Below are 23,244 nucleotides of genomic sequence, written 5' to 3'. Positions count from 1 at the left end.
CGGGGATCGTCCTCCTCGGGGTCGTCGTCGCGGGCCTGGTGGTGCGCCTCGTCACGGCGCTCCGGACGGGCGGTCGCCCGAGCGGATCGTCGGCCGTTCGATTGGGTCGGTCGGGGTCGAACACGATACCGTTGTCGCGCCGGTCGGAACCTGGGAACCAGGGCCCGATCGGCCTGTTCCGGCAGGCAGTGTCCAGCAGCGCTGGACGCACCGCGCCGCAGGAGTCAGCCACGACGACCCTCGTGGCGCAAGAAGAGGAGACCGAAGTGGCCGTCAAGGAACCGAGCATCATCGCATCGCCGAACCGCGCACTCGCGCTGACGGTCGGTACCCTGCTCGTCATCTGGGGTGTCCTGGGCTTCTTCTTCGCCGGTGACGGTGGCCACGCGTTCTTCGGCGACTCGGGCGGCATGCTCTGGAACGCCTTCCAGGTGAACCCGGCACTCGCGTTCCTGTGGACGATCCTCGCCGCGGCGCTCTTCATCGTCGGACTCGGCAACACCATCGGGTCCCGCAACGTCAACCTCCTCGTCGGCGTCGTGCTGATCGTCCTCGCGGCGTACGGCTTCGTGTTCGTGAACACCTCGGCCAACGTCTTCGCGCTGAACACCACCGACAACGTCTTCAACGCCATCGTCGGCGTGGTGCTGCTGCTCACCGCGCTCGGCGCCGACAAGCAGAACATCCGCGCGCTGCGCGCGTCGGCCACCGCCTGACGCGTTCGGCGACACCTCGACGCCCGTCTGCCGCTCGGCAGGCGGGCGTCGTCGTGTGTGGGGTGGGTGGGGTGGTCGCTAGCGCCCGACTCGGAACGACAGACTCGCTGTCGTACGACAACGGTGATGTCGCCCGTTGCACGCGCAAGCATCCCGACCGACTCGGAACGACAGACTCGCTGTCGTACGACAACGGACTTGTCGCTCATTGCACGCGCAACGACCCGCGCAGCGCGAGCCCGGACCACCACCTGCCCGGACCACCACGTGCGCGGCGGCGACGTGCTCAGGACTCGGTCGTGTCCTTCGGGGCCTCGAGCTGCGTGGCGACGATGCGCGGGGCCTCTGACATGAAGCGCCGGACGTCGAGGTCCACGATGATGTCCTGCGGGCGCAGCGGTCGGCTCAGGTAGAGCCCGTCGAGGGAGGTCAGCCGCGACAACGCGACGTAGGTCTGCCCAGCGCTGAACACCCGGTTGCCGAGGTCGACCACCGCCCGGTCGTAGGTGCTGCCCTGCGACTTGTGGATGGTGACCGCCCAGGCCAGGCGCAGGGGGAACTGCTGGAACTCCCCGACGGTGTCCTTCTTCAGTTCCTTCTTGTCCGCGTCGTAGGAGTACTTGAACTTCTCCCACACCGACGGCTGCACCTCGAAGGACTCCCCGTCGACGTCGACCCACACGGTGTCGCGGATGGTCTGCACGATGCCGAGCGTGCCGTTCACCCAGCGCTGGTCCGGGTCGTTACGGAGGAACATCACGTGCGCCCCCGGCTTGAGCTCGAGCGCTTCGTCGGCGGGGAAGTTCCGCCCGCCGAAGTCGCCGTTGACGTCCGCCCTGGCCGTCTTCGTGGCGCCGGGCAACCGGTCGAGCGCGGCCTTGTTGATCTTCGCGACGGTGTCGTTCCTGGTCGCGAGGGTGATGGCGTCGTCCGGGGCCGGCCGGGCTCCCGCTTCGTTCAGGCGACCCGCGATGTCCGCCGTGACCCGCCCGTGCCGCACGGCCGTGAGCATCGCGGCGAAGGCGTCGTCCCGCTGCCGGTGCACGGTCGCGAGCTCGATGATGTTGAGCTCGGCTTCGAGCCACACCTTCGCGTCGAAGAACCACAACGACCGGTAGTGGTCCGTGAAGTACGCGCGCTCGTCGGCGTCACCAGGGACCGGGGGCAGCTGGTACGGGTCGCCGAACATGACGACCTGCACCCCGCCGAACGCCTCGAACTGACGCCCGCGGGCCTTGCGGAGCGAGCGGTCCATCGCGTCGAGCAGGTCGGCGTTGACCATCGAGACCTCGTCGATGACCAGGGTGTCCATCGTGTTGAGGAGCTTGCGGGTCTCCGGTCCCTGACGCAGTTCGGCGTCGGCGATGAGCCCGATCGGCAGCCGGAACAACGAGTGGATCGTCTGGCCGCCGACGTTGAGGGCCGCGACACCGGTCGGCGCGCAGATCACGACCTGTTTCTCGGTGTTCCACGCCAGGTGGTTCAGCAGCGTGGACTTGCCCGTACCCGCCCGGCCGGTGATGAACACGTGGTCGCGGGTGGACTCGATGTACTCGAAGACGGCCCGCTGCTCGGCGCTGAGCTCGACGCTCACGGGGTGCTCGCCTCGGAGTCCGCGCTGACGTCGTCGAAGTCGTCCTCCGCCGCCTGCACGGAACCGTGTTCGGGACCTCGCGGTTCTGTGTCCACTGCGGGGTGCTGCGGCCGACCAGCATCGCCGGAGCCCCGTCGCACGCGCACGAGCCCGACGACGAGCACCGTCACGAGCAGCAGGACGCCGGCGACGACGAGCACGACACCACCCAGGGCCTGGTCGACCAGGGGGTCAGGGCCCCACGTGCGCCCCATCGCACCGAACCACGACGCCTGCAGCAGCCCGAGGGGCCCCTGCATCGCGATGCCGAGCGACACCGACCCCGCGGCGACGACGACCCCGCCGACGGCACGCACCAGGAACGCGGACCACGACGGCGTCCGGCCACCAGCGGCGATCGGCGTGAGGAGCGTCGGGAGTGCCAGGAGCCCCACCAGCAGGAACACCGTGTCGATCACGGTGCGTCCGGTCGGGTCGCTCGTGGACCAGCGCAGGGCCTGGGTGCCGAAGAAGGCCCACCAGATGCCGGCGAGCAGCAGGAACGCGGGGAACGGTTGCGCGAGGTACCGGACGGCCGGGTGGTCGACGATGACGTCCGTCCACTCGCGGACACCCGTGCTGTCGTCGTCACGCGGCAGCACCGCGGCACGGATGAGCTGCACGGGCGCCGACGCCCAGACGAGCCCGGGCACGACGAGCCCGAGGAGCACGTGCGCACCGACGTTCGCGGAGACCAGGAAGCGGTCGTAGTCGTGCAGCGAGCCGGACGTCGCGACGACCAGGCACACGATCGCGATCGCGGCGGCCACCGACCGGCGGACCGGCCACGAGACGCCCCGACGGCGCAGGCGGACGACCCCTGCCACGTACGTCGCCGCGAGCAGGACCGCCGCCATCAGCCAGAACAGGTCGAGGTTCCAGGACGTCAGCCAGCCCCAGGTTCCCGGAGCGTGCGGGAGGAGGTCGTCGGTGAGGAGCTCCGCCGGGGACGGGTTCGTGGTCTTGCTCAACGCGATCTGGTCGACCGGGGTGGCCGTGCGACCGAGCGCTGCGGCGAACCCGGACGCGACACCCATCACCGCGAGTTCCACGACGACGAGGAGCCAGAACGGGCGCGACCGACCCGGCGTCGACACGAGCGAGGAGATCGTGCGACGTCGTTGCACCGCGCCGAGCACCCCCATCGCGACGATCGCTCCGATCTTGACGAGGATCAGGACGCCGTACGGGGTGAACAGGTTCGACAGCGTGCCGACCCGGATCTGTGCGGAGGCGACGCCGGACACGGCGACGAGCACGAAGCACCCGAGCGCGATGCTCGAGTACCGACCGACGAGCGGAGCCAGGCGGTCGGCGGGGACGACACTCCGGACGAGGACCAGCATGAGCAGCCCGCCGATCCAGAGCGCCGCACCGACGAGGTGCAACCCGAGGGCCGTGACGGCGGCGTCGTGGCTGGCCGTGCCGGCGGCGTGTCCCTGCTGCGCGAGCGGGATGAGCCCGATCATCGAGACGCCGGCGGTGAGCGCGACCATGCCACGCGACCGGACGGCGAAGCACAGCACCGTGACCGCTGCTGCGACGAGGACGGTGACCAGCCACGCCAGACCGAGGTCGGTGCCGGTGAGGAAGACCCCCATCGACTGCCCGAACTGCTCGTCGAGGCTGACCTTCGACCCGGCGACGCTCAGGAACGTGAAGAAGGTGGTGACCGCCGAGGCGACCGTCCAGACGCCGGCCGACGCGGCGGCGACGTCGATCGCCCGGTTCCACTCGGGGGCGGAGCGCGAGAGGCCGACGGTCGCGAGGGCGAGTCCGCCGATCGTGGCGGCGGCGGACAGGTCGACGAAGACCCGGGCGATCGGGAGCCCGAACCGCACGACGGCCCCGGGGTCGGCGATGAGCGCGGCGTTCGCTCCCCCGCCGATCACGAGCGCGACGAGGACCGCGACGAACGCGACCAGCACGAGCACGGCTGGGCCGCTGACACGTGCGATCCGGTTCACCAGGACAGCCTACGGGCGTGCCAGACCCCCAGCAGAATCGCCGGCGGCAGATGTGGAGAACGAACGACGAAGGGGACGGCGAAACGCCGTCCCCTTCGTGCCGGAGCAGTCTTACTTGACCGCAGCCTTGAGCTTCGAGCCGGCGCTGACCTTGACCGAGTCGCTCGCGGCGATCTCGATGGCCTCACCCGTCTGCGGGTTGCGGCCGGTGCGGGCGGCACGGTGCGTCTTCTCGAAGGCGATCCAACCGGGGATCGTGACCTTCGTGCCGTCGGCGACGGAGCCCGAGACGACGCTGAAGAGTGCGTCGACGACGCCGTTGACGGTGGCCTGGCTCTGGCCGGACTCGGCGGCGACGGCCGCGACGAGCTCGGTGCGGTTCAGTGACTTGTCAGCCATTGGATGTCCTCCTCGGACTTCTTGCGTATCGGTCGGACGCACGTGGCGTCCGTTGCCCCGGGCGGTTGCCCGGTGCTTCGGACCAGCGGGCCGGAGCCCGGCGGAACCGGAGTTGAAACTACCAGCAGGGTGGGACGAAACCTGCCGACTCGCCCGGATTTCCGGGGTTGTTGAGGTGCTCGAGTGACAGATGTGACGAATGTGACGAACTTGTCCCCCGAGAGCGAACCGAGTTCACCCGCGGACGACGAACGCCCCGCCACCGGTGAGGGTGACGGGGCGTTCGGGAAGCGAGTGCTTACCAGGAGCTCTTCGTGATGCCGGGGAGCTCGCCACGGTGGGCCATGTCGCGGAAGCGGACACGGCTGATGCCGAACTCACCGAGGTGGCCACGGGGGCGGCCGTCGATGGCGTCGCGGTTGCGGTAGCGGATCGGCGAGGCGTCGCGGGGGAGCTTCTGCAGCCCCACGCGAGCGGCCTCACGCGACTCGTCCGTGCCGTTCGGGTCCACGAGGGCCTTCTTCAGCTCGAGACGACGGTCGGCGTAGCGCGCGATGATCTCGGCGCGCTGGTTGTTCTTCGCGATCTTGCTCTTCTTCGCCATGCTTAGCGCTCCTCACGGAAGTCGACGTGCTTGCGGACCACCGGGTCGTACTTCTTCAGCACGAGACGGTCCGGGTTGTTGCGACGGTTCTTCTTGGTCACGTAGGTGAACCCGGTGCCCGCCGTGGAGCGGAGCTTGATGATCGGACGAACGTCCTGACCCTTCTTGGCCATCAGATCTTCTCCCCACGGGCGAGGAGGTCCTTGACGACGGACTCGATGCCGCGTGCGTCGATGACCTTGATGCCCTTTGCGCTGAGCGTGAGCGTGACGTTACGACGAAGCGAGGGCACGTAGTACGTCTTCTTCTGCACGTTCGGGTCGAAGCGGCGCTTCGTCCGGCGGTGCGAGTGCGAGATGTTGTGTCCGAAGCCGGGGGTGGCTCCGGTCACCTGGCACACTGCTGCCATGGTTTCCTCCTGTTGAGTACCGTGCGGCCGATCGGCCACACCCAAGGTCACTTGCCTGGCACGCACGCGCGTCGCCACCGACGGTGGTTCTGCGAGGGGGGTGTGCGTGCCGCCCGATCCGGCCGCGGCGTTCGCGACGGCAGGAGGGCTGAACAACTGGGCCCGCGCAGGCGCGGACCAGCCATCCACATTACGGGACGGCCGGGCGTGTCGCAAGTCGGCCTCCGGTCTGGAGGCTCGGCTCGGCTCCGCAACGCGACCGCGGCCCTGCAGGTGGTCACGTCCATGGGCCGCACCTGCGTCGCGGACGGGGCACGGCCTCCCGTTCGGCTACGGACCGTCCGCGGGTTTCGGTGCCAACGCGTGGACCAGCAACTCGCCGAGCTGCCTCGGCGCCGTGAACATCGGCCAGTGGCCGGTGTCGAGACCGACGATGGTGAGTTCCTCGGTCGCGACGAGCTCAGCCGCCCACGCCTGGTGGTCGGCGACCATGGCGGCGAGGTCCTCGGGGCGGATCTCACACGTGACGACCGTCGCCGGGATCGTGTGCCGTGCGGCGTCGTCGTAGTGGAACCGGTCGACGGGCAGTCGAGCGGGCTCCGGGATCGCACGGTGTTCGAAGGCGGCGCGGAGTTCCGGCGTCATCCCCCGCAGGGTCGCCGGCTCCCAGAAGTCCCACGGTGGCAGCGGCACGACGCCGTCCACGACCGGCAGTTCGTCGTTGACGCAGCCGCCGGACGGGCCGGGGAAGGTGTCGACGTAGAGCAGGTGCCCGACGAGCGACGGACGCTGGTCTGCGGCCATGTACGCGATCGGCCCGGCGCCGGAGTGCCCGGCGAGCGCGACCGGTTCGTCCGCGGTCGCGACGTCGTCGAGCCGCTCGACGATCGCCGCCACCTGCTCGTCGAGCGTGTCCCCGTCGCGGGTGAGGGCCTCGACGGAGTGACCGGCCTCGCGGAGGACGGGCAGCACCTCGTCCCACGCGTCCGCTTCGAGCCAGAAGCCCGGCACCAGGATCACGTGCATGGCGTGGACGCTACGCGGACGCGCTGCCGCGTGCTGCCGTGCACGCTGCGCATTCGCCGAAGATGTCGACCACGTGACTGGCGTTCGTGAAGCCGTGCTCAGCGGCGACCTGCTGCGCCCACTGCTCGACCGGGTCGGCCTGGATCTCGACCGTCCGACCGCAGTTCCGGCAGATCAGGTGGTGGTGGTGCTTGTCCGTCGTGCACGCCCGGTACAGCGACTCGCCGTCCTGCTGGAGCGAGTCGGCGTCCCCCTCGGTCGCGAGGTCCGCGAGGGCCCGGTAGACCGTGGCCAGGCCGATCGTCGAGCCGCCTTCGCGGAGGTGCGCGTGCAGCGCCTGTGCGCTGACGAACCCCTCGGTGGAGTCGAGCGCGCCGCGGACGGCTTCGCGCTGCCAGGTGTTGCGCTTGGGCTTCTGGACGGCGTTCACGCGTTCACTCCTTCCGTGCGACGCGACGGCGCCGCGGTCGTGTCGTGGTCGTCGCGGACCGCGACCCGGTCGCGACCACGTCGTTCCTTCCGGGAACCGAGGATCCGGCACACCACCCAGATGGCGAACGAGATCGACGTCACGTACGGGCTGATCGGCAGACCGCCGCCGAGTGCCAGCAGGATGCCACCGACGACCGACACGACCGCGAACACCATGCTCAGCACGGGGACCAGGACGGGGTGCACCGTCAGCCGGAGTGCCGCGGCAGCCGGTGTGACGAGCAACGAGAGCACGAGCAACGCGCCGACGATCTGCACGGAGACCGCGGTCGCGAGCCCGAGCAGCAGCATGAAGACGAGCGCCAGGGTGCGGACGGGCACACCGGCGGCCGCTGCGACGTCCGGGTCGACGGACGAGAACATCAGCGGGCGCCAGATGACCAGCAGGGCGATGACGACGATCGCGCTGATCACGACGAGCGACTGCAGCTGGGGCTGGTCCACCGAGACGATCTGCCCGGTGAGCAGCCCGAACTTGTTCGCGGCGCGGCCCTTGTAGAGCGCCAGGCAGAGGATCCCGAGGCCGAGCCCGAACGGCATCAGCACGGCGATGATCGAGTTGCGGTCGCGCGCCCGGGAGCCGAGCAGCCCGATGAGGAGCGCCGCGATGACCGACCCGACGAGCGAGCCCGTCACGACGTTCACCCCGAGCAGCAGGGACGCACTGGCGCCGGCGAACGAGAGCTCGCTGATGCCGTGCACCGCGAACGGCATGTTCCGCGCGACCACGAACGGGCCGATGAGTCCGCCGACGACGCCGAGCACCGCACCCGCGATGATCGAGTTCTGCACGAGCGCGAGGAGCTCGCCGTAGTCCTGGAACGAGAAGATCGTCGACCAGACGTCCATCAGATCCGCCCTTCGTCCGGCGCCGCAGCGTGCGGGTCCGGGTCGCAGTGGTGGTCGTGGGCGTCGTTCGCGCCGACGATCACGATGCGCCCCATCGTCCGGACGACGTCGACGGGGGTGCCGTACAGGTCGCTCAGCACGTCGGCGCGGAGCACCTCGTCCGGCGATCCGATGCGGAACCGACCGCCGGCGATGTAGAGCACCCGGTCGACCACGTCGAGGATCGGGTTCACGTCGTGCGTGACGAACAGCACCGCGGCGCCCCGCTGGCGGCGCTGCCGGTCGATGAGTTCGGTGACACCGCGCTGGTGGCGCAGGTCGAGGGAGATGAGGGGTTCGTCGCAGAGGAGCAGTGCGGGGTCGGCGGCGATGGCCTGCCCCACCCGGGTGCGCTGCTGCTCGCCGCCGGACAGTTCGGCGACGGGTGCGTCCGCGAACGCGGTGGCGCCGACCTCGTCGATGATGCGGTCGATCCGTTCCCGCTCGGCCTTCCGCTCCGGCCGGATGCCCCAGCGGGACCCGGTGACGCCCTGCGCGATCATGTCCCGGGCGCGGAGCGGTGTACCGGAATCCATCAGCCGCTGCTGCGGGATGTAGCCGATCTTCCGGTGCCCGCGGCGGACGGGCTGGCCGAGGAACGACATCGTGCCACTGGTCAGCCGCTGCTGCCCGAGCACGGTCTTCAGCAGGCTCGTCTTGCCGGCACCGTTCGGGCCGAGGACCGCGAGGAACTCCCCCGGCGCGACGTCGAGGTCGAGGCCGTCCCAGAGCTTGCGAGTGCCGTAGGACAGGCCGGCGTCACGGAGCGCGAGCACGGCGGAACCGCCACTGCGCTCGGCAGTGGCGGTTCGCGGGTCCTGCCGGGGCTGGGACCGGTCCTGTCGGGGCTGGACTGCTGTCACTTCGCCAGCGCCGCCTGCACCGCGTCGATGTTCGCCTGCTGCCACGAGACGTAATTCTTCCCCTTCGGGAGCGTCTCCGTGACACCGACCACGGGCACACCGTTGTCCTCTGCGGCCTTCTTGACCTGTTCGGTCTCCGGGCTCGAGGTCTGCTCGTTGTACGCGAGCAGCTTCGCGGTGTGGCTCGAGTAGAGCTTCAGCGTGTCGTTGAGTGCTGCGGGCGGGACGTCGTCGCCCTCCTCGATCGCCTCGGAGAAGTCGTCCGGCGTGACGTTGTCGAGGCCGATCGCGTCGAACAGGTACCCGGGGACCGGCTCGGTGTACGTCACCTTCTCGCCGTCGTACTGCTTCTTGAGGTCGGCGGTCTGCGACTCGAGGTCCTCGAGCTTCGAGGTGAGCGCCTCGGCGTTCTTCTCGAAGGTCGCCTTGTCCGCGCTGTCGAGCGTGCCGAGCCGCTTCGACACGTCGGCGACGAGCTTGACCATCGTCGGGTAGCTGTAGAACACGTGCTCGTTGAACTCCGCGTCGCCGCCCTTGTCGAGGCCGGAGAGCTTCACGACGTTGATCGTGTCGGCCTTGGTCTTCGAGGAGTCCGACAGCGTCGTCATGAAGTCGTCGTACCCGCCGCCGTTCTCGATGAGGAGGTCGGCCTTCGACACCGCGAGCTGCGTCTTGGCACTGGACTCGAACGAGTGCGGGTCCTGCGAGGGGTCGTTCAGGATGCTCGTGACGTCGACGTGGTCGCCGCCGATGGTCTCGACGAGGGAGCCGTAGACGTTCGTGGAGGCGACGACCTTGATCGTGTCGTCACCGCTGTCGTTCGTGGACGCGGAGGAGGTCGCGCAGCCGGTCAGGGCGAGCGCGGCGGCGCCGGCGACGAGCGGCAGGGCGAGGAGGCGGTTGTGCATGTCGTCAACGCTAGCCGTTGATGATAACGATTGTCAAAACCGGTATCAGCGGCGGCTGCCGTTCCGCGCGTAGGAGGTCGTTTCGCGCGTAGGAAGCTCTTTCGCGCGTAGGAGGCCCGAATTTCTGGCCACCTACGCGCGATTCGGCTTTCTACTCCGGCCGCGATGGGCAGGAACGCGCGCTGAGACGGACGGGAGGCACGGTGCCAGCTGGCACCGTGCCTCCTGTCCGACCAGTGGTCGCGTCCTACGCCTTGGTGGCCGCCTCGATCGTGTTCTCGGCGATCGTGTCGTCCTCGCGGCCCGGCGTCCGGAGGTTCCACTTCCTGATCACCCAGCCGAAGAGGAAGTAGTAGATCACCGCGTAGCCGAGGCCGATCGGGATCAGCCAGATCGCCCCGTCCGCCTTGCCGAAGTTCAGCACGAAGTCGATCGCCCCAGCCGAGAACGAGAAGCCGTCGTGGATGCCCAGCGCGTTCACGAGCGCCAGGGACGTCCCCGTGAGCACCGCGTGGATGATGTACAGCGGGAACGCCACGAACATGAACGAGTACTCGAGCGGCTCGGTGATGCCCGTCACGAACGAGGTCAGCGCGGCGGAGAGCATGATGCCGCCGACGAGCTTGCGGTTCTGCGGCTTGGCGTTGCGCCAGATCGCGAGCGCACCGGCCGGCAGCGCGAACATCATGATCGGGAAGAAGCCGGTCTGGAAGATGCCGGCGGTCGGGTCGCCCGCGAGGAAGCGCGCGATGTCACCGTGGTAGGTCACGCCACCGGTCGTGAAGCTGCCGAGCTGGAACCACGGGAAGAAGTTGAGCAGCTGGTGCAGGCCGATCGGGATGAGCATGCGGTTGACGAACCCGAAGATGCCACCACCGATGACGGCGTTGTCCGCGACGGCCTGGCCGGCTGCGGTCAGCGCGATGTCGAAGTAGCGGTACACGAAGGACATGAGCACGGCGATGATCAGACCGGCGACCGCGGTCAGGATCGGCACGAGGCGGCGACCGGAGAAGAACCCGAGGAAGTCGGGCATCTTCGTGCGGTGGAACTTCTGCCAGAGCCACGCGGAGACGAGACCCATCACGATGCCGCCGAGGACGCCGAAGTTGATCGTCGCCTGGGCGCCGTTGGCGTCCTTCACCCCGGCGAGCACGATCGGCGACATCGCCGCGAAGACCTGGTACATGACCATGTAGCCGACGACCGCGGCGAGCGCCGTGGTGCCGTCGGACTTCTTCGCCCAGCCGATCGCGATGCCGACCGCGAAGAGCAGCGGCAGCCAGGTGAACACGCCGTTGCCGGCGGCCGCGATGATCGTGGCGCCCTTCTCGAAGCCGGGGATGGCGCCGAGCATGTCGGACTGGCCGAGTCGGAGCAGGATGCCCGCCGCGGGCATGACCGCGATGGGGAGCAGCAGACTCCGGCCGAGCCGCTGGGCGTTGGCGAAGAGCTTGCTCTGCTTCTTCGGCGTCTTCTTCTCCGGCACATCCGTGGCAGCAGTCGTGCTCATCGGAGTTCCTCTCGTCATTGGGTGGAGCTGGTCGGGGTGAGTTGAGTCGCGCAGCCGGCGCAGGTAACCTCGGCGGTATCGCCAGGTCCGGTCCTGTCCGGTCATGACCAGTACGTAGTGTCGATGACCGCGCACGGCATGTCAACCTGGACGCGCACCCTTAACGAGGAGGAAACAGATGGCCGACATCAAGGCTGCCGACATCATCGCCGCGCTCGGCGGTGCCGACAACATCGAAGAGGTCGAGGGCTGCATCACGCGCCTCCGCGTCGAGGTCGAGGACGGTGACCTCGTCGACAAGGGCGCGCTCCAGGCCGCCGGCGCCCAGGCCGTCGTCGGTGGTGGCACCGGATGGCAGGTCATCGTCGGTCCGATCGCCGACAACCTCGCGCAGGACATCCAGGACGAGCTGTGACCGCAGTCCTGACGCCGTTCGCCGGGCCGGTCGTCGCACTCGCCGACGTGCCGGACCCGGTGTTCGCCGGGCAGCTCGTCGGTGCCGGTGTCGCGGTGGACCCGACCGGTGTCGAGGGCACGGTCACCGCGGTCGCACCCGTCGACGGCACCATCGTGAAGCTGCACCCGCACGCCTTCGCGCTGCAGGGCACTGCGGGGACGGACGTGCTCGTGCACGTCGGGATCGACACCGTGAAGATGTCGGGCGAGGGCTTCGAGCTCCTCGCGGCCGAGGGTGACACCGTCGCCGCCGGGGACCCCGTCGTCCGCTTCACTCCGGCGACGATCACCGCGGCCGGCTACTCCCCCGTGTGCCCCGTCGTCGTGCTCGGCTCCGCGCCGGACTCGATCGCACAGGGCGCCGTCGGCACCACGGTCACCGCGGGCGACACCCTCTTCGAGGCCTGACCCCCGCCGGGACCCCTTCGCCAAAGCGACAGTTCGCCGCCGAGCCCGCACGACCCCTTCGCGAAAGCGACAGTCTGCAGCCGATGTTCCGCGGCAGCCTGTCGCTTTCGCGGTCCGGGCGAACGCGGGCAGCTAGCGCGGGCAGCGAGCGCGCGCAGCGGGCAGCGGGCAGCGGGCAGCGGGCAGCGGGCAGCGGGCAGCCCCGCGCTACACGACGGACTGCGTCGCGGTGACCTCCATCTGCACGCGGTAGCGGTCCGACCGGTACCAGCTCATCGCGTGCTCGACCGGACGGTCCCGCGAGTACGACACCCGGTCGAACTCGAGGACGGGTGCGCCGGTCTTCGTGCCGAGCAGCGTGGCGACGTCGTCGGCTGCCGGCTTCGCCGCGACCGTCTGCTGCGCGCGGTCGATCGGCAGGCCGTACTCGTTCGCGACGATCGAGTACACCGACCCGGACAGGTCGTGCTCGAGCAGCCCGGGGAACGCCCCGGCGGAGAGCCAGGCGTCGTCGATGGACACCGGCGCCCCGTCCGCCATGCGCAGGCGCTTCACGTGGTACGCCGTGTCGGTCTCACCGAGACGGAGCGCAGCGGCGGTGTCGGCCGGCGGCACGCGTTCTTCGCGGACCAGCACGACCGTCGTCGGTACGTGCCCCATCGCCCGCATCTCCTCGGTGAACGACGCCAGGTGCAGCGTCGACTGCACGGGCCGGTGTGCCACGAAGGTGCCCTTGCCGCGGACCCGTTCCAGGTAGCCCTCGTTGACGAGCTGCCCGAGGGCCTCGCGCACGGTGATCCGGGAGACGCCGTACTCCGCGATGAGCTGGCGTTCGGACGGGATCGCCGCACCAGGAGCGAGTCGCACCGTCGCGAGTTCGAGGAGGATACGCCGGAGCTGCTGGTGCTTGGGCTCGGCTCCCTCGGTGATGCGGGTCGTCATCGGCTCCTCGTGCTCCATCGCGGTGGTTCGGCAGCTGGTCATGGGCGGACATGACCAGTTGCCATCACACTAGCGAGTCGCGACCGCCCAGTCGATGTGCATGACAGAACGCGACATGTGGACGGATTCTCACCGATCCCCGAGTGGGCCCTCTGGGACGCTCCATCGGAAGCTGCCAGGATGTCGCCGTGACATCCGTGGTGATCATCGACGACGAGGGGCTCGTCCGCTACGGCTTCGGGCTCATCCTCGGGGCCGCCGACGACATCGAGGTCGTGGCGAGCGGCAACGACACCGACGCCTTGTCGATCGTCGCCGAGCACCACCCCGACGTCGTCCTGCTCGACGTCCGGATGCCCCGGATCAGCGGCCTCGACCTGCTCGCCGGGATCACGGCGATGCCGGACCCCCCTGCGGTCGCGATGCTCACGACCTTCGACGCCGCGGAGCACCTGGGCCGCGCGATGGAGCTCGGCGCAGCGGGCTTCCTGCTCAAGGACACCGACCCCGAGCACCTCGCGCAGTACGTCCGCGTGCTCGCCGCCGGTGGCGTGGTGCTCGCCCCGGGGCTCGACCGAACCCGGCTCTTCGCGCAGACGTCCGAACCGGTCGCCTCGCCGCCGCTCTCCGATCGTGGGCGCGAGGTGCTCCGGCTCCTCGCCGACGGCGCGAGCAACCCGGAGATCGCCGCCCACCTGGGCGTGAGCACCGGCACCGTCAAGGAGGACGTCCGCGGCCTCCTCGCCGCCTTCGGCGTCACGAGCCGTGTCCAGCTCGCGCTCCGCGCCGCAGCCGCTGGCCTGCTCACGTGAGCGCACGAGGAATCCGGCGGCTCGTCAGGGCGACCGACGGGAGGCTCGACACGGCGGTCGACGCCGGCCTGCGCTGGGTGCGCGCGCACCGGGCACCGTGGTGGCTGGTCGACGCGTTCTTCGTCGCCGCCGCCGTCGCGGACGCCGTCCTCGACATCTCGGGGGCGACGCAGTTCGAGACCGCGATGTCCCTGGTGGCCGCGGCCGCGCTGCTCCTCCGGCGCCGGCTCCCCGTCACCGCGTTCGCGCTGACCCTTCCCGGGCTCTTCATCGGCTCGGCGGTGGTCGCCTCAGCGGTGGCGCTCTTCACGATCGGCGCGCGCACCCAGCGGCGGTGGGTGATGCTCCTCGCCGCGGTCGTCGAGTTCGTCGGCTTCAGCGGGTTCGTCGGCCCGCCGCAGACGCTGGACGACATCGTCGTGTCCATCATCTACGCGCTCATCTTCGCGCTCGGCCCGATCTCGATCGGGCTCCTGGTGCAGACCCGCGCCAGCCTCACCGAGCGCCTGGTGGAACGCGACGCCGCCCGGGCGGACGAACGCCGACAGGCGGCAGCCGTGGCGCTCTCACGGGAGCGGGCCCTGCTCGCGCGCGAGATGCACGACGTCGTCTCGCACCAGGTCACGCTCATCGCGGTCCAGGCGGGTGGGATGCAGATGGCGGGCAGGGACGAGGCCGAACGCGGGTTCGCACGGACGATCCGGCAGCTGTGCGTCGTGACCCTGCAGGAGCTGCGCGAGATGGTCCAGGTCCTGCGCGCATCGGGTGGCACGGACCGCGAGATCGCTCCGCAGCCGGTGCTCGCCGACCTGCAGCGGCTCATCGACGACTCCGGACTGGACACCCGCACGGACGTCGTCCTGCCGGAGACCCTCGGGCAGCCGGTCCAGCGCGCCGTGTACCGCTTCGTGCAGGAGGCCCTGACCAACGTCCGGAAGCACGCCCCCGACGCCGTCGTCCACGTCATCGGGCTCGTCGAGGACGGTGACGTCGACGTCCGCGTGTCCAACGGGCCGGCACGGGGCGCACGGCTCGAACTCCCCGGATCCGGCCTCGGACTGATCGGGCTCGGCGAGCGTGCGTCGTTGCTCGGGGGCTCGCTCGAGAGCGGTCCGACCGACGACGGCGGGTTCGCACTGCACCTCCGGCTGCCCGTCGAGCACCTGCCCCCCGCCCCAGCCGCCTGATCCGACGGCCAGCCCGGGATGGCCGACCGGCCAGCGCGGTTCAGCCCGCGGGTCGATGTCCCCTGCGCGCCGATCCGCTGTGATGCAAGGGTGCGCATCACTCCCTTCGTCGCTCGGCTCCGTCGGTACCCGGTGACCGTCGTCGTCACGGCCGTGACCGTCGCGCTCGTCGCCGCCGCACGGCTGAACGGGTCCGAGCCGGACTTCCCGCACCACCCGCCCGTCGTGTGCGTCGCGTTGCTCGCCCTGCTCGTCGCGACGGCGGTGTCCGAGCGCGCGATCGGATCGGTCCGGACGATCGTCGTGGGACTTGTGGTCCCGACCGTCGCGATCCTCCTCACCCGTGTCGCGGTCACGGTCGGCGCCGCCCTCGGTGAAGCCCACGCCGAGGTCGCCCACGGGCAGCAGCTCATGGCGCCGAGCATCGTCGCGGTGGCGCTCTTCGCCGCGTCCTCCGCTGCGCTGCCCACGCAGCGCCGCTGGCGTGTCCGCACCGTCCTCTGGACGGTGACCGTCACCCTGCTGCTCTTCGCCGGTCACGGGTCGGACGTGGCCCGTGCCCTGGCCGCGCTGCTCGGGGTGGCGAGCGGCGCGCTCGTGCTGGGCCGAGCCTCCCGTCCGGCCCGTCGTGACCCGCTGTCGGTCCGCACCGTCGTCACGGCCGCGCTCGCGGCCCTCGGCTCCGGATCGCTCGTGACGCTCGTCGTCCCGGATCCCGATGGCGTCCTCTCCCCGTTCGCCGACGCGATGACCGACCGGGCCGTCGTGCTGGTCGGTGCGCTCCTGCTGCTCGCGGCCTGGCTCGTGTCGCACGGTCGGCGGGCTGGCGTCGTCGTGGCGGTGACCGTGCTCGTGATCGTCACCGCGGTGCTGGCGGACGCGTTCGTCATCGAACCGATGACCGCCGACGCGCTGCAGTGGCAGGGCCTCGGGCTCGACGAGGTCGAGTGGCAGGTCACCCTCATCGGTGCGTGGGTCGTCCCGGCCGGGGTGCTCCTCGCCGTCCTGCTGCTCCGCGACCGCCTGGTCCGGGGGCGGTTCCGTGCGGCGACGAGCACGACCGACCTCGTGGCGATGCTCCGCGACGGCGACGCCGGGACCCTCGGGCACATGGGGACCTGGCGGGGCAACGCCGTCTGGTCGCACCCCGAGGGGCTCGGCGCCGTGGCCTACCGGGTCCGCGGGGACGTCGCCCTCACCGTCTCCGACCCGGTGTGCTGTGCCGACGACCGTGCCGCGGTGATCTCGGGGTTCGTCGTGCACTGCGACCAGAACGGCTGGACACCGGCGTTCACGAGCGTGCACGCACCGGTGCGGGAGGTCCTGGCCGCCGAGGGTTGGACCGCGCTGCCCGTCGGGGTCGAGGCCGTGCTCGACGTCACCACGTTCGACCTGCGCGGGAAGCGCCGCCAGGACCTGCGCACCGCGTCGAACCGCGCCGATCGTGAGGGTGTGCGTGACGAGTGGACGCGCCTCGGGGCGCTCGACGCCGAGCAGCGCGCACAGGTCGAGGCGATCTGCACCCGTTGGGCTGCCGATCGTCGTCTGCCGGAGATGGGGTTCACGCTCGGCGGGTTCCGGGAGCTCGACGACCCGGACGTCCGTCTCGCGCTCGCCGTCGACGCCGAGGAGCGGGTCGTCGCGGTGACGAGCTGGCTGCCGGTGTACGCGCACGGGACGCTCATCGGCTACACGCTCGACGTGATGCGTCGCGGGGAGTCCGGGATGCCCGGCGTGATCGAGTTCCTGATCGCCAGGACCGCCCTGCGCTCCCGTGAGGCCGGGCTGACCATGCTGAGCCTCTCCGGTACGCCGCTCGCCGCGCACGACCCGACGGCGCGCGGGGTGCTCGACCGGGGTTCGCTGCTCGTCTCGCGGGTCCTCGAGCCGGTGTACGGGTTCCGCTCGCTCCAGCGCTTCAAGGAGAAGTTCGGCGCAGCGCACGAGCCCCTGTGGCTGGTCGTCCCCACGCCCCTGCACGTCCCGCGGGTGGCACGGGCGCTCGCGAGTGCGTACGTCCCCGGGTTCCGCCCGCGGCACCTGCTCGAACTCGGCAGGGCACACCGCGCGGCGGCCGGAGCACGCTCGTGACGGACCCGTTCCACTGGGTGATGGGCACGCGGCTGCAGGTACCGACGAAGCTCGTGCCGGCCGACGTCGTGTTCGTCGTGCTCGTCCTGCTCGTGACGCTGCCGGCGTTCCGGTCGACCGGACGCGACGGAGGTTCCCGGAGCCGGTGGCCGGACCGCGCTGCATGGCGCCGGACCGGGATCCGTGCGCTCGGCGCCGTCGGCGGTGGGCTCGTCGGGCTCCTCGCCTGCTGGGTGGTCGGCGACCTGCTCAACGCCTTCGACGTGCTGTTGACCGACGTGACGCGGATGTGGGTGGCGTTCGCGTTCGCCGGGCTCGGGCTGGCCGCCGTCGGTCTCGTGCAGGGCGGACGGGTCCGACGCGTCCTCGCGGTGGTGCTCGTCCCCCTCGCACTCCTCGTGCCCGCGCTCGGCGTGAACGTCGACTACGCCGCGTACCCGACGCTGAACGCGCTCGTCCAGACCGATCCGTTCCCGGCGCTCGACCTGGGTGCCGAGACCGGCGCTGTCGGGGCGGCGGCCGGCGCCAGCACGTCCGGGTCCGGCGCGGCCGCCGGCTCCGGCACGTCCGGGTCCGGCGGCGCGGCCGGTGCGACCGGTGCGTGGGCTCCGCCCGCGACGATGCCCGCCACCGGCCTGGTCGGTACCGTGCGGATCCCCGGCCGGGAGTCCGGCTTCCCCGCCCGCCCCGCAGTCGTGTACCTGCCGCCGGCGGCCCGCTCGGCCGACCCGCCGCCACTGCCCGTCATCGTGTCCCTGTCCGGCCAGCCGGGCTCACCGAGCGACATGTTCACCGTCGGCGGCCTCGCGACCACACTGGACGCCTACGCCGCCGCTCACCACGGGATCGCGCCGATCGTCGTGTCGGCCGACCAGCTCGCCGTTCCCGGGCACAACACGATGTGCGTGGACTCGACCATCGGGAACGCCGCGACCTACATCACGCGGGACGTCCCCGACTGGATCACGTCGCACCTCCGCGTCACGACCGACCGCCGCGGGTGGGGGCTCGTCGGGTTCTCGCAGGGGGCGACCTGTGCCATGCAGTTCCTCGCCGGGCACCCCGACCGGTTCAGCGCGGCGCTCGCGATCTCCAGCGAACCGCAGCCGATCGACCGGTCACCGCAGAACAGCGCGGACGAGGCGTTCGGCGGTTCCCTGAGCCGCTGGCGAGCCGCCGCACCGGGTGCGCTGATGGCTGCGAACCGGCCGTACCGGGACACGTCGGTGTGGCTGACCGCAGGGTCCACGGACGGCGAGTTCGTCCGGTCCGCCCAGCACCTCGGGTCGGCGGCGCGGGCGGCCGGGATCCGCACGACGGTGGCATCGGCACCGGGCAGCGGCCACGACTGGAACACCGTGCAGTGGTCCGTGTCGAACGAGCTCCCGCACGAGGCGGACGTCCTGCTCACCGCTCCCGGCGTGGTGCACGGATGAACGACCGCTCGGCGATCACGGCGATGCGCGTGGCCGTGTTGGGGATCGCGGTGTTCGTCGCGGTCGTCGTGCTGACGTGCTGTTCGGCGGAGTGGGCCCTCGGCAGCGTGCTGCTCGTGCTCGCCACCGTCGCCGGCGCGTTCGTCGTCACGCTCGGCGCCGGCCGGCACTGACGGCGCCGGGGCCGGGGCCGGGGCCGGCGCCGCAACGATCGAGTGCGCAGACAACGGGTCCAGTCCGCCCGGCATCGGCCCACTTCCGCGCACTCGATCACTGGACCGACGAACGATTCCGCCGGGCGACGCTGACGCGGGCCGTCAGGCGTTCGCGACGAGCCAGTCGTACTGGGCGTCGGTCAGCGCACGATCGGCCCAGACCTGCCGTTCGACACCGCTCGGCGTCGGCGCGGCGGTGGAGCCCTGCCACACGAGGGACAACCCGGCGCGGGCGAGCACCGTCGCGGAGGCGGGGTTGTTCGTCAGCACCCGTCCGGTGATCGGCGTTCCCGGGGCGGTCTCGAGCGCAGCACTGACGGCCGCCCGAGCGATCTCGGTCGCGTAGCCGTGGCCCCACGCGCTCGGTGCGAGGCGGTACCCGAGGTTCCACACCCCACCCGCGGTCATGTCCACGCCGCCCACCCCGATCACGACGCCGTCGTGCCGGATCGTCCACGACCCGAGCCCGTGCCGGACCCGCCCGCCGATCTTCCGCTGGACGAGGTCCTGCGTCTGCTCACGCGACACGTGTCGACCGGAGGGCAGGTGGGTCCAGGTCCGGGCATCGGCGTAGATCGCGTGCACGGCGTCGATGTCGGCCGGTGTCACGGGGGTCAGGACGAGGCGATCCGTTCGGATCTCCTGCGGGGCGCTCAGGAGCTGGTGGACCATGTGATGATCATCTCTCCGACCACCGACATCCGCGTGAACACCACGCGACGATCCGTCGGACCGGCCGAAGTCGACCGAGGGGTTTTTCATTCGGGGATGCTTTTTCACTGTACAGTGAAAACGTGCCGATCACTGAAGAGATGCTGCTGCGCGAGTTCCGGCGCACGCTGCCGCCCGGCGCTCTCGACATCACCGCAACGCAGGACGGGCAGCCGTCGGCGCTGCTCCCGGACGGCTCGCGCGTGCGGCTGGACCTCAGATGGGCAGGGCTCGGGTACCCGCGCGACGTCGCCGCCGCTCTCGGTCGGGGCCCTGCAGCTGACCAGGGCGGTGACACGGTGCTGATCGTGTGCGCACAGGCGATGTCCGACGGCTCGCGGCGACTGCTCGCCGAACTGGGCGTCTCCTGGTTCACGCTCGACGGTGCGGCCTCCATGCACATCGGCACGATCTGGGTCGAACGGAGCGCGCGAGCAGATACCTCGCCACGCATCCGGGAGTTCCGATGGTCCAACGCACGTGCGGAGATCACGGAGGTCCTGCTCGACATCGTCGCGAACGGTGCCGCGTGGGAGGACGGGCGGCCGCGGGTCGCCGACGTCGAGACGTTGTCGAGCCTCTCGGGCCGATCACTCGGGTCGGTGGCGGGGACCCTCGCCGGGCTCGACTCGTCGGCGTGGACGGAGCCCGGGCCGGAACCGCGGAGCCGCGCGGTCGCCGATGCGGCCGGACTGCTGGACTCGTGGAGCCGATGGGAGAGCACACGTGCCGCGACGTGGGTGTCGTTCCACACCCTCGACCGTGACCCGTCGCGCATCGAACAGCGACTCGCGTCGGCCTTCGGCACCGGCTTGATCCTCACCGGCAGCACGGCCTCAGAGCTCGTCCGTCCGATGCTGACGGGCGCGAGGCCCGTGACCGCGTACGTCGAGACGGACCAGGAGACACTCGGCGCCGCGGCCGCCGGAGCCCAGATGCTCCCGGCCGACGGTGGCCGGATCCGTCTCAGCCCCGCTCCGTACCAGGTCGCCCGGACGAGCCGATTCGTCGATGGCCGTCGGACGGCGTCGGCGGTCCGTGTCTACGCTGATCTGCTCGCTGGTTCGGAGCGCGAACGAGAGGCCGCGGAGGTGTACCGATCGACGGAACTGGCGGTGTTCGGGTGAGCGGCCCGGAGCGTGCACGTGACAGCGGGGCACGGCGGCTCGCGGAGTCCGCGCTCGCAGCCTTGCTCCACGCAGCCGGAGACCGCTCGACCGAGCTCGTGCTCATCGGCGGGCTCGTCCCCGAGTACCTCGTCGAAGCCGACGAGCCGCACCAGGGCACCAACGACGTCGATCTCCTCCTCGACATCGGCCTCCAGTACGACCGCGAAGACGACGACTACGCGTGGCTCGAACGGGCCCTCGCGCGGGCCGGGTTCGTGCCGGTCTCCCCGAACGTGGGCTGGCGCTGGATGGTCGACGTCGACGGTTTCCCGGTGGTGGTCGAGTTCCTCACCGACGTCGCCGACAACCTCGACCAGGAGATCGCACTGCCGGGGGTCGCGACGCTCAGCGTGAAGAACCTCCGCGGTCCCGGCCCGGCACTCCGTGACGCCTCCGTCGCGAGCGTCCTCGGCGAGCAGGTCCGGATGACCGATCTCGGCGGATACCTCGCAGCGAAGGGGGCGGCCGCGTACTGGCGACGGGCGGACAAGGACCTCTACGACTTCGCCTGGGTGCTCGTCAACGCATCGCGCGCCGATGCGACCCGCGCCGCGATCGCCGTCTCCGCGGTCCTCGACCCGGGCGTCGACCGAGACCGGTGGGGTGCCGTCCTCGGCGTGTGCGCGCTCTTCGAAGCGGTCACCAGCGAGGGAACGGAGGTCTTCGTGTCGACTGCGCTCGCAGCGGGGAGCGAACAGGACGCGAACTCATTGGCCCTCGACGCCGTCCTCGCGGTACGCCTCTTCCGCGCGGGGCTCCGGGGGCATGCCCCGGGAGACGTCGCGCTCGCGCAGCCCTAGTCGAGCAGGAGCGCCGGCTCCTCGAGCACCGAGGCCACGTCGTGCACGAACCGCGACGCGACGTCGCCGTCCACCACGCGGTGGTCGAACGAGGCACCGATCGTGGTCACCATGCGCGAGCGGACCTCGCCGTCGACGACCCACGGCTTCGGCTTGATCGTGCCCATCGCGACGATGGCGACCTGCCCCGGGTTGAGGATCGGCGTGCCGGTGTCCATGCCGAACACCCCGATGTTCGTCACGGTGATCGTCCCGTCGGCCATCTCGGCAGGGCTGGTCTTGCCGTCACGCGCGGTGAGCGTCATCTGCTCGAGCGCCTTCGCGAGCTCGAGGAGCGACATGTCCTGCGCGTCCTTGATGTTCGGCACGATGAGCCCGCGGGGGGTCGCCGCCGCGATGCCGAGGTTCACGAAGTGGTGCACGATGATCTCGCGGTCGGTCCACGACGAGTTGACCGAGCGGTTGCGGCGCACGGCCCAGATCACGGCCTTCGCCATGATGAGCAGCGGCGACACCTTGACCCCGGCGAACGTCGGCGAGGACTTCAGCCGCTTCACGAACTCCATGGCGCGGGTCGCGTCGACGTCGACGAACAGGGAGACGTGCGGCGCCGTGAAGGCCGACGTGGTCATCGCGGTCGCGATCGCCTTGCGGACGCCCTTGACCGGGATGGTCTCCTGGCGGACGTCGCCCCACTCGGGCGTCTCGATGTTGCGGAAGACGGTGGCCTGCGTCGCGTGGCGGATGACGTCGTCACGGGTCACCTCGCCGGCGAGCCCGGTCGCGACGACCGTGGTCAGGTCGACCCCGAGGTCCTTCGCGAGCTTCCGGATCGGCGGCTTCGCGATGACCGGCAGCGCGTGGGAAGCGGGCACGGACGACGGGCGCGCTGGACGCTTGCCCTGCTCGGCGACGGCATCGGCGGTGCTCGCCTCGCCGTCGTCGGTGACCAGGTCGAGGTCGGCTTCCCGACTGGAGGCACGGCTCGCCTCTGCGGCGACGGCTGCGGCCCGGCGGGCGCCCGGCTTCCGGCGGGACGGTGCGCTGGTCGCGGAGCCGTAGCCGACGAGGACGGCGCCGGAGGACTCGTCGGTGCCGATGACCGAGGCGCCGTCGGCGGCCTGGATCGGGGAGGCGGGGGCTGCAGCGGCGGGTGCCGGGGCGGGAGCGGGCGCGGCGGGTGCCGGAGCCGGTGCTGCGGGCGTCGAGGCCGCAGGCGGCGCCGGAGGCGTCGGGATGGCGGGCGTGACATCGGGTGAGACCGGAGCAGCGTCGGCGACCGGAACCGAGCCTCCCGGCTGTGCCGACGGGCCGGACGCCGACGGGACGTGCGCGTCGGACTCGACCCGGATGATCGGCTTGCCGACCTCGACCGTGTCGCCCTCGCTGACCAGCAGCCCGGTGACCTTGCCGGCGAAGGGCGACGGCAGCTCGACGAGGGACTTGGCGGTCTCGATCTCGACGAGGACCTGGTCCACCGCGATGTCGTCGCCGATCGCCACGCGCCACTGCACGATCTCGGCCTCGGTCAGGCCTTCACCCACGTCGGGGAGGGGGAATTCGGCGACGGCCACGTCGGCTCCTTCGTCGGTCGGTCGT

The 23,244-nt window shown here is 70.8% G+C and carries 25 protein-coding genes; 10 read left to right on the top strand and 15 right to left on the bottom strand.

Annotated features, from left to right (window positions below):
* Positions 1-266 precede the first annotated feature (266 nt).
* Positions 267-716 carry a DUF4383 domain-containing protein gene (locus ACIPJ2_RS05660; RefSeq protein ID WP_402727936.1) on the top strand — a complete coding sequence of 150 codons (450 nt, stop codon included), beginning with the start codon at positions 267-269 and terminating at the stop codon, positions 714-716.
* A gap of 286 nt (positions 717-1,002) precedes the next feature.
* Here ACIPJ2_RS05660 and ACIPJ2_RS05655 read toward each other — a convergent pair whose 3' ends face one another.
* The 12 genes from ACIPJ2_RS05655 to ACIPJ2_RS05600 all read right to left on the bottom strand — a co-directional run bounded on the left by ACIPJ2_RS05655 (position 1,003) and on the right by ACIPJ2_RS05600 (position 11,418).
* The gene (locus ACIPJ2_RS05655) at positions 1,003-2,310 is read right to left on the bottom strand and encodes an ATP-dependent RecD-like DNA helicase (protein WP_402727935.1); all 1,308 of its coding nucleotides are present in this window, start codon (positions 2,308-2,310) and stop codon (positions 1,003-1,005) included.
* On the bottom strand, positions 2,307-4,316 hold the full coding sequence (locus tag ACIPJ2_RS05650; RefSeq protein WP_402727934.1) for a cytochrome c oxidase assembly protein: 2,010 nt from the start codon (positions 4,314-4,316) through the stop codon (positions 2,307-2,309). Before ACIPJ2_RS05650 ends, ACIPJ2_RS05655 begins: the two co-directional genes overlap by 4 nt.
* Before the next feature lie 111 nt (positions 4,317-4,427).
* On the bottom strand, positions 4,428-4,715 hold the full coding sequence (locus ACIPJ2_RS05645) for an HU family DNA-binding protein (protein ID WP_022908191.1): 288 nt from the start codon (positions 4,713-4,715) through the stop codon (positions 4,428-4,430).
* 298 nt (positions 4,716-5,013) lie between these two features.
* Positions 5,014-5,319, bottom strand: a complete 306-nt coding sequence (gene rpsN / locus ACIPJ2_RS05640; protein ID WP_071299872.1) for a 30S ribosomal protein S14 — start codon at positions 5,317-5,319, stop codon at positions 5,014-5,016.
* A gap of 2 nt (positions 5,320-5,321) precedes the next feature.
* A complete protein-coding gene (gene rpmG, locus ACIPJ2_RS05635; protein ID WP_056123557.1) occupies positions 5,322-5,492 on the bottom strand; it encodes a 50S ribosomal protein L33 in 171 nt (56 codons plus the stop codon).
* Positions 5,492-5,728 carry a 50S ribosomal protein L28 gene (rpmB, locus tag ACIPJ2_RS05630; protein ID WP_022903747.1) on the bottom strand — a complete coding sequence of 79 codons (237 nt, stop codon included), beginning with the start codon at positions 5,726-5,728 and terminating at the stop codon, positions 5,492-5,494. Before rpmB ends, rpmG begins: the two co-directional genes overlap by 1 nt.
* A gap of 330 nt (positions 5,729-6,058) precedes the next feature.
* The gene (locus tag ACIPJ2_RS05625; protein WP_402727933.1) at positions 6,059-6,754 is read right to left on the bottom strand and encodes an alpha/beta fold hydrolase; all 696 of its coding nucleotides are present in this window, start codon (positions 6,752-6,754) and stop codon (positions 6,059-6,061) included.
* A gap of 10 nt (positions 6,755-6,764) precedes the next feature.
* A complete protein-coding gene (locus ACIPJ2_RS05620; protein ID WP_402727932.1) occupies positions 6,765-7,184 on the bottom strand; it encodes a Fur family transcriptional regulator in 420 nt (139 codons plus the stop codon).
* A complete protein-coding gene (locus ACIPJ2_RS05615) occupies positions 7,181-8,095 on the bottom strand; it encodes a metal ABC transporter permease (protein ID WP_402727931.1) in 915 nt (304 codons plus the stop codon). Before ACIPJ2_RS05615 ends, ACIPJ2_RS05620 begins: the two co-directional genes overlap by 4 nt.
* Positions 8,095-8,910, bottom strand: coding sequence for a metal ABC transporter ATP-binding protein (locus ACIPJ2_RS05610; RefSeq protein ID WP_281266703.1), 816 nt, complete (start codon positions 8,908-8,910; stop codon positions 8,095-8,097). The genes ACIPJ2_RS05615 and ACIPJ2_RS05610 overlap by 1 nt, the downstream gene beginning before the upstream one ends.
* 83 nt (positions 8,911-8,993) lie before the next feature.
* Positions 8,994-9,905: a metal ABC transporter solute-binding protein, Zn/Mn family gene (locus tag ACIPJ2_RS05605; RefSeq protein WP_402727930.1), complete on the bottom strand. Its 912-nt coding sequence runs from the start codon at positions 9,903-9,905 to the stop codon at positions 8,994-8,996.
* Positions 9,906-10,152: 247 nt separating this feature from the next.
* On the bottom strand, positions 10,153-11,418 hold the full coding sequence (locus ACIPJ2_RS05600) for a PTS transporter subunit EIIC (protein WP_402727929.1): 1,266 nt from the start codon (positions 11,416-11,418) through the stop codon (positions 10,153-10,155).
* Between the two features lie 178 nt (positions 11,419-11,596).
* Here ACIPJ2_RS05600 and ACIPJ2_RS05595 point away from each other — a divergent pair, with 178 nt between their 5' ends.
* Both ACIPJ2_RS05595 and ACIPJ2_RS05590 read left to right on the top strand, forming a co-directional pair.
* Complete coding sequence (locus ACIPJ2_RS05595; RefSeq protein ID WP_144761695.1) at positions 11,597-11,833, top strand: PTS transporter subunit EIIB; 237 nt, start codon at positions 11,597-11,599, stop codon at positions 11,831-11,833.
* Positions 11,830-12,282 (top strand): PTS glucose transporter subunit IIA, encoded by a 453-nt coding sequence (locus ACIPJ2_RS05590; protein ID WP_402727928.1) that lies wholly within the window; start codon positions 11,830-11,832, stop codon positions 12,280-12,282. The genes ACIPJ2_RS05595 and ACIPJ2_RS05590 overlap by 4 nt, the downstream gene beginning before the upstream one ends.
* A gap of 207 nt (positions 12,283-12,489) precedes the next feature.
* Here the strand turns inward: ACIPJ2_RS05590 and ACIPJ2_RS05585 are convergent, their stop codons facing one another.
* Positions 12,490-13,266, bottom strand: a complete 777-nt coding sequence (locus ACIPJ2_RS05585) for a GntR family transcriptional regulator (protein WP_281266698.1) — start codon at positions 13,264-13,266, stop codon at positions 12,490-12,492.
* Positions 13,267-13,412: 146 nt separating this feature from the next.
* On the opposite strand from ACIPJ2_RS05585, the gene ACIPJ2_RS05580 reads away from it, so the two are divergent.
* The 5 genes from ACIPJ2_RS05580 (at position 13,413) to ACIPJ2_RS05560 (ending at position 18,923) form a co-directional block, all read left to right on the top strand.
* A complete protein-coding gene (locus ACIPJ2_RS05580; RefSeq protein WP_402727927.1) occupies positions 13,413-14,036 on the top strand; it encodes a response regulator in 624 nt (207 codons plus the stop codon).
* On the top strand, positions 14,033-15,223 hold the full coding sequence (locus ACIPJ2_RS05575) for a sensor histidine kinase (RefSeq protein WP_402727926.1): 1,191 nt from the start codon (positions 14,033-14,035) through the stop codon (positions 15,221-15,223). Before ACIPJ2_RS05580 ends, ACIPJ2_RS05575 begins: the two co-directional genes overlap by 4 nt.
* A gap of 90 nt (positions 15,224-15,313) precedes the next feature.
* Positions 15,314-17,314 (top strand): bifunctional lysylphosphatidylglycerol flippase/synthetase MprF, encoded by a 2,001-nt coding sequence (locus ACIPJ2_RS05570; RefSeq protein ID WP_402727925.1) that lies wholly within the window; start codon positions 15,314-15,316, stop codon positions 17,312-17,314.
* Positions 17,311-18,750 carry an alpha/beta hydrolase gene (locus ACIPJ2_RS05565; protein ID WP_402727924.1) on the top strand — a complete coding sequence of 480 codons (1,440 nt, stop codon included), beginning with the start codon at positions 17,311-17,313 and terminating at the stop codon, positions 18,748-18,750. Before ACIPJ2_RS05570 ends, ACIPJ2_RS05565 begins: the two co-directional genes overlap by 4 nt.
* On the top strand, positions 18,747-18,923 hold the full coding sequence (locus ACIPJ2_RS05560) for a hypothetical protein (protein ID WP_402727923.1): 177 nt from the start codon (positions 18,747-18,749) through the stop codon (positions 18,921-18,923). The genes ACIPJ2_RS05565 and ACIPJ2_RS05560 overlap by 4 nt, the downstream gene beginning before the upstream one ends.
* 144 nt (positions 18,924-19,067) lie before the next feature.
* On the opposite strand, the gene ACIPJ2_RS05555 is transcribed toward ACIPJ2_RS05560, so the two are convergent.
* A complete protein-coding gene (locus tag ACIPJ2_RS05555; protein WP_402727922.1) occupies positions 19,068-19,637 on the bottom strand; it encodes a GNAT family N-acetyltransferase in 570 nt (189 codons plus the stop codon).
* Positions 19,638-19,759: 122 nt separating this feature from the next.
* On the opposite strand from ACIPJ2_RS05555, the gene ACIPJ2_RS05550 reads away from it, so the two are divergent.
* Positions 19,760-20,803 carry a hypothetical protein gene (locus tag ACIPJ2_RS05550; RefSeq protein ID WP_402727921.1) on the top strand — a complete coding sequence of 348 codons (1,044 nt, stop codon included), beginning with the start codon at positions 19,760-19,762 and terminating at the stop codon, positions 20,801-20,803.
* Positions 20,804-20,865: 62 nt separating this feature from the next.
* Positions 20,866-21,645, top strand: a complete 780-nt coding sequence (locus ACIPJ2_RS05545; RefSeq protein WP_402727920.1) for a hypothetical protein — start codon at positions 20,866-20,868, stop codon at positions 21,643-21,645.
* On the opposite strand, the gene ACIPJ2_RS05540 is transcribed toward ACIPJ2_RS05545, so the two are convergent.
* Positions 21,642-23,219, bottom strand: coding sequence for a dihydrolipoamide acetyltransferase family protein (locus tag ACIPJ2_RS05540; RefSeq protein WP_402727919.1), 1,578 nt, complete (start codon positions 23,217-23,219; stop codon positions 21,642-21,644). The two genes, ACIPJ2_RS05545 and ACIPJ2_RS05540, sit on opposite strands and share 4 nt — an antisense overlap.
* Between the last annotated feature and the right edge of the window lie 25 nt (positions 23,220-23,244).

It is taken from the genome of Curtobacterium sp. NPDC090217 (assembly GCF_044746705.1).
In the GTDB taxonomy this organism is placed as follows: Bacteria; Actinomycetota; Actinomycetes; order Actinomycetales; family Microbacteriaceae; genus Curtobacterium.
This window is presented reverse-complemented; position numbering and strand designations above follow the sequence as displayed.

What these genes read in the sequence shown, in the direction of transcription:
- ACIPJ2_RS05595 (WP_144761695.1), top strand. Translation starts at nt 11,597, where the DNA reads ATGGCCGACATCAAGGCTGCCGACATCATCGCCGCGCTCGGCGGTGCC.
- ACIPJ2_RS05600 (WP_402727929.1), bottom strand. Translation starts at nt 11,418, where the DNA reads ATGAGCACGACTGCTGCCACGGATGTGCCGGAGAAGAAGACGCCGAAG.
- ACIPJ2_RS05625 (WP_402727933.1), bottom strand. Translation starts at nt 6,754, where the DNA reads ATGCACGTGATCCTGGTGCCGGGCTTCTGGCTCGAAGCGGACGCGTGG.
- ACIPJ2_RS05585 (WP_281266698.1), bottom strand. Translation starts at nt 13,266, where the DNA reads ATGACCAGCTGCCGAACCACCGCGATGGAGCACGAGGAGCCGATGACG.
- rpsN (WP_071299872.1), bottom strand. Translation starts at nt 5,319, where the DNA reads ATGGCGAAGAAGAGCAAGATCGCGAAGAACAACCAGCGCGCCGAGATC.
- ACIPJ2_RS05615 (WP_402727931.1), bottom strand. Translation starts at nt 8,095, where the DNA reads ATGGACGTCTGGTCGACGATCTTCTCGTTCCAGGACTACGGCGAGCTC.
- ACIPJ2_RS05645 (WP_022908191.1), bottom strand. Translation starts at nt 4,715, where the DNA reads ATGGCTGACAAGTCACTGAACCGCACCGAGCTCGTCGCGGCCGTCGCC.
- ACIPJ2_RS05605 (WP_402727930.1), bottom strand. Translation starts at nt 9,905, where the DNA reads ATGCACAACCGCCTCCTCGCCCTGCCGCTCGTCGCCGGCGCCGCCGCG.
- rpmG (WP_056123557.1), bottom strand. Translation starts at nt 5,492, where the DNA reads ATGGCCAAGAAGGGTCAGGACGTTCGTCCGATCATCAAGCTCCGCTCC.
- ACIPJ2_RS05560 (WP_402727923.1), top strand. Translation starts at nt 18,747, where the DNA reads ATGAACGACCGCTCGGCGATCACGGCGATGCGCGTGGCCGTGTTGGGG.
- ACIPJ2_RS05555 (WP_402727922.1), bottom strand. Translation starts at nt 19,637, where the DNA reads ATGGTCCACCAGCTCCTGAGCGCCCCGCAGGAGATCCGAACGGATCGC.
- rpmB (WP_022903747.1), bottom strand. Translation starts at nt 5,728, where the DNA reads ATGGCAGCAGTGTGCCAGGTGACCGGAGCCACCCCCGGCTTCGGACAC.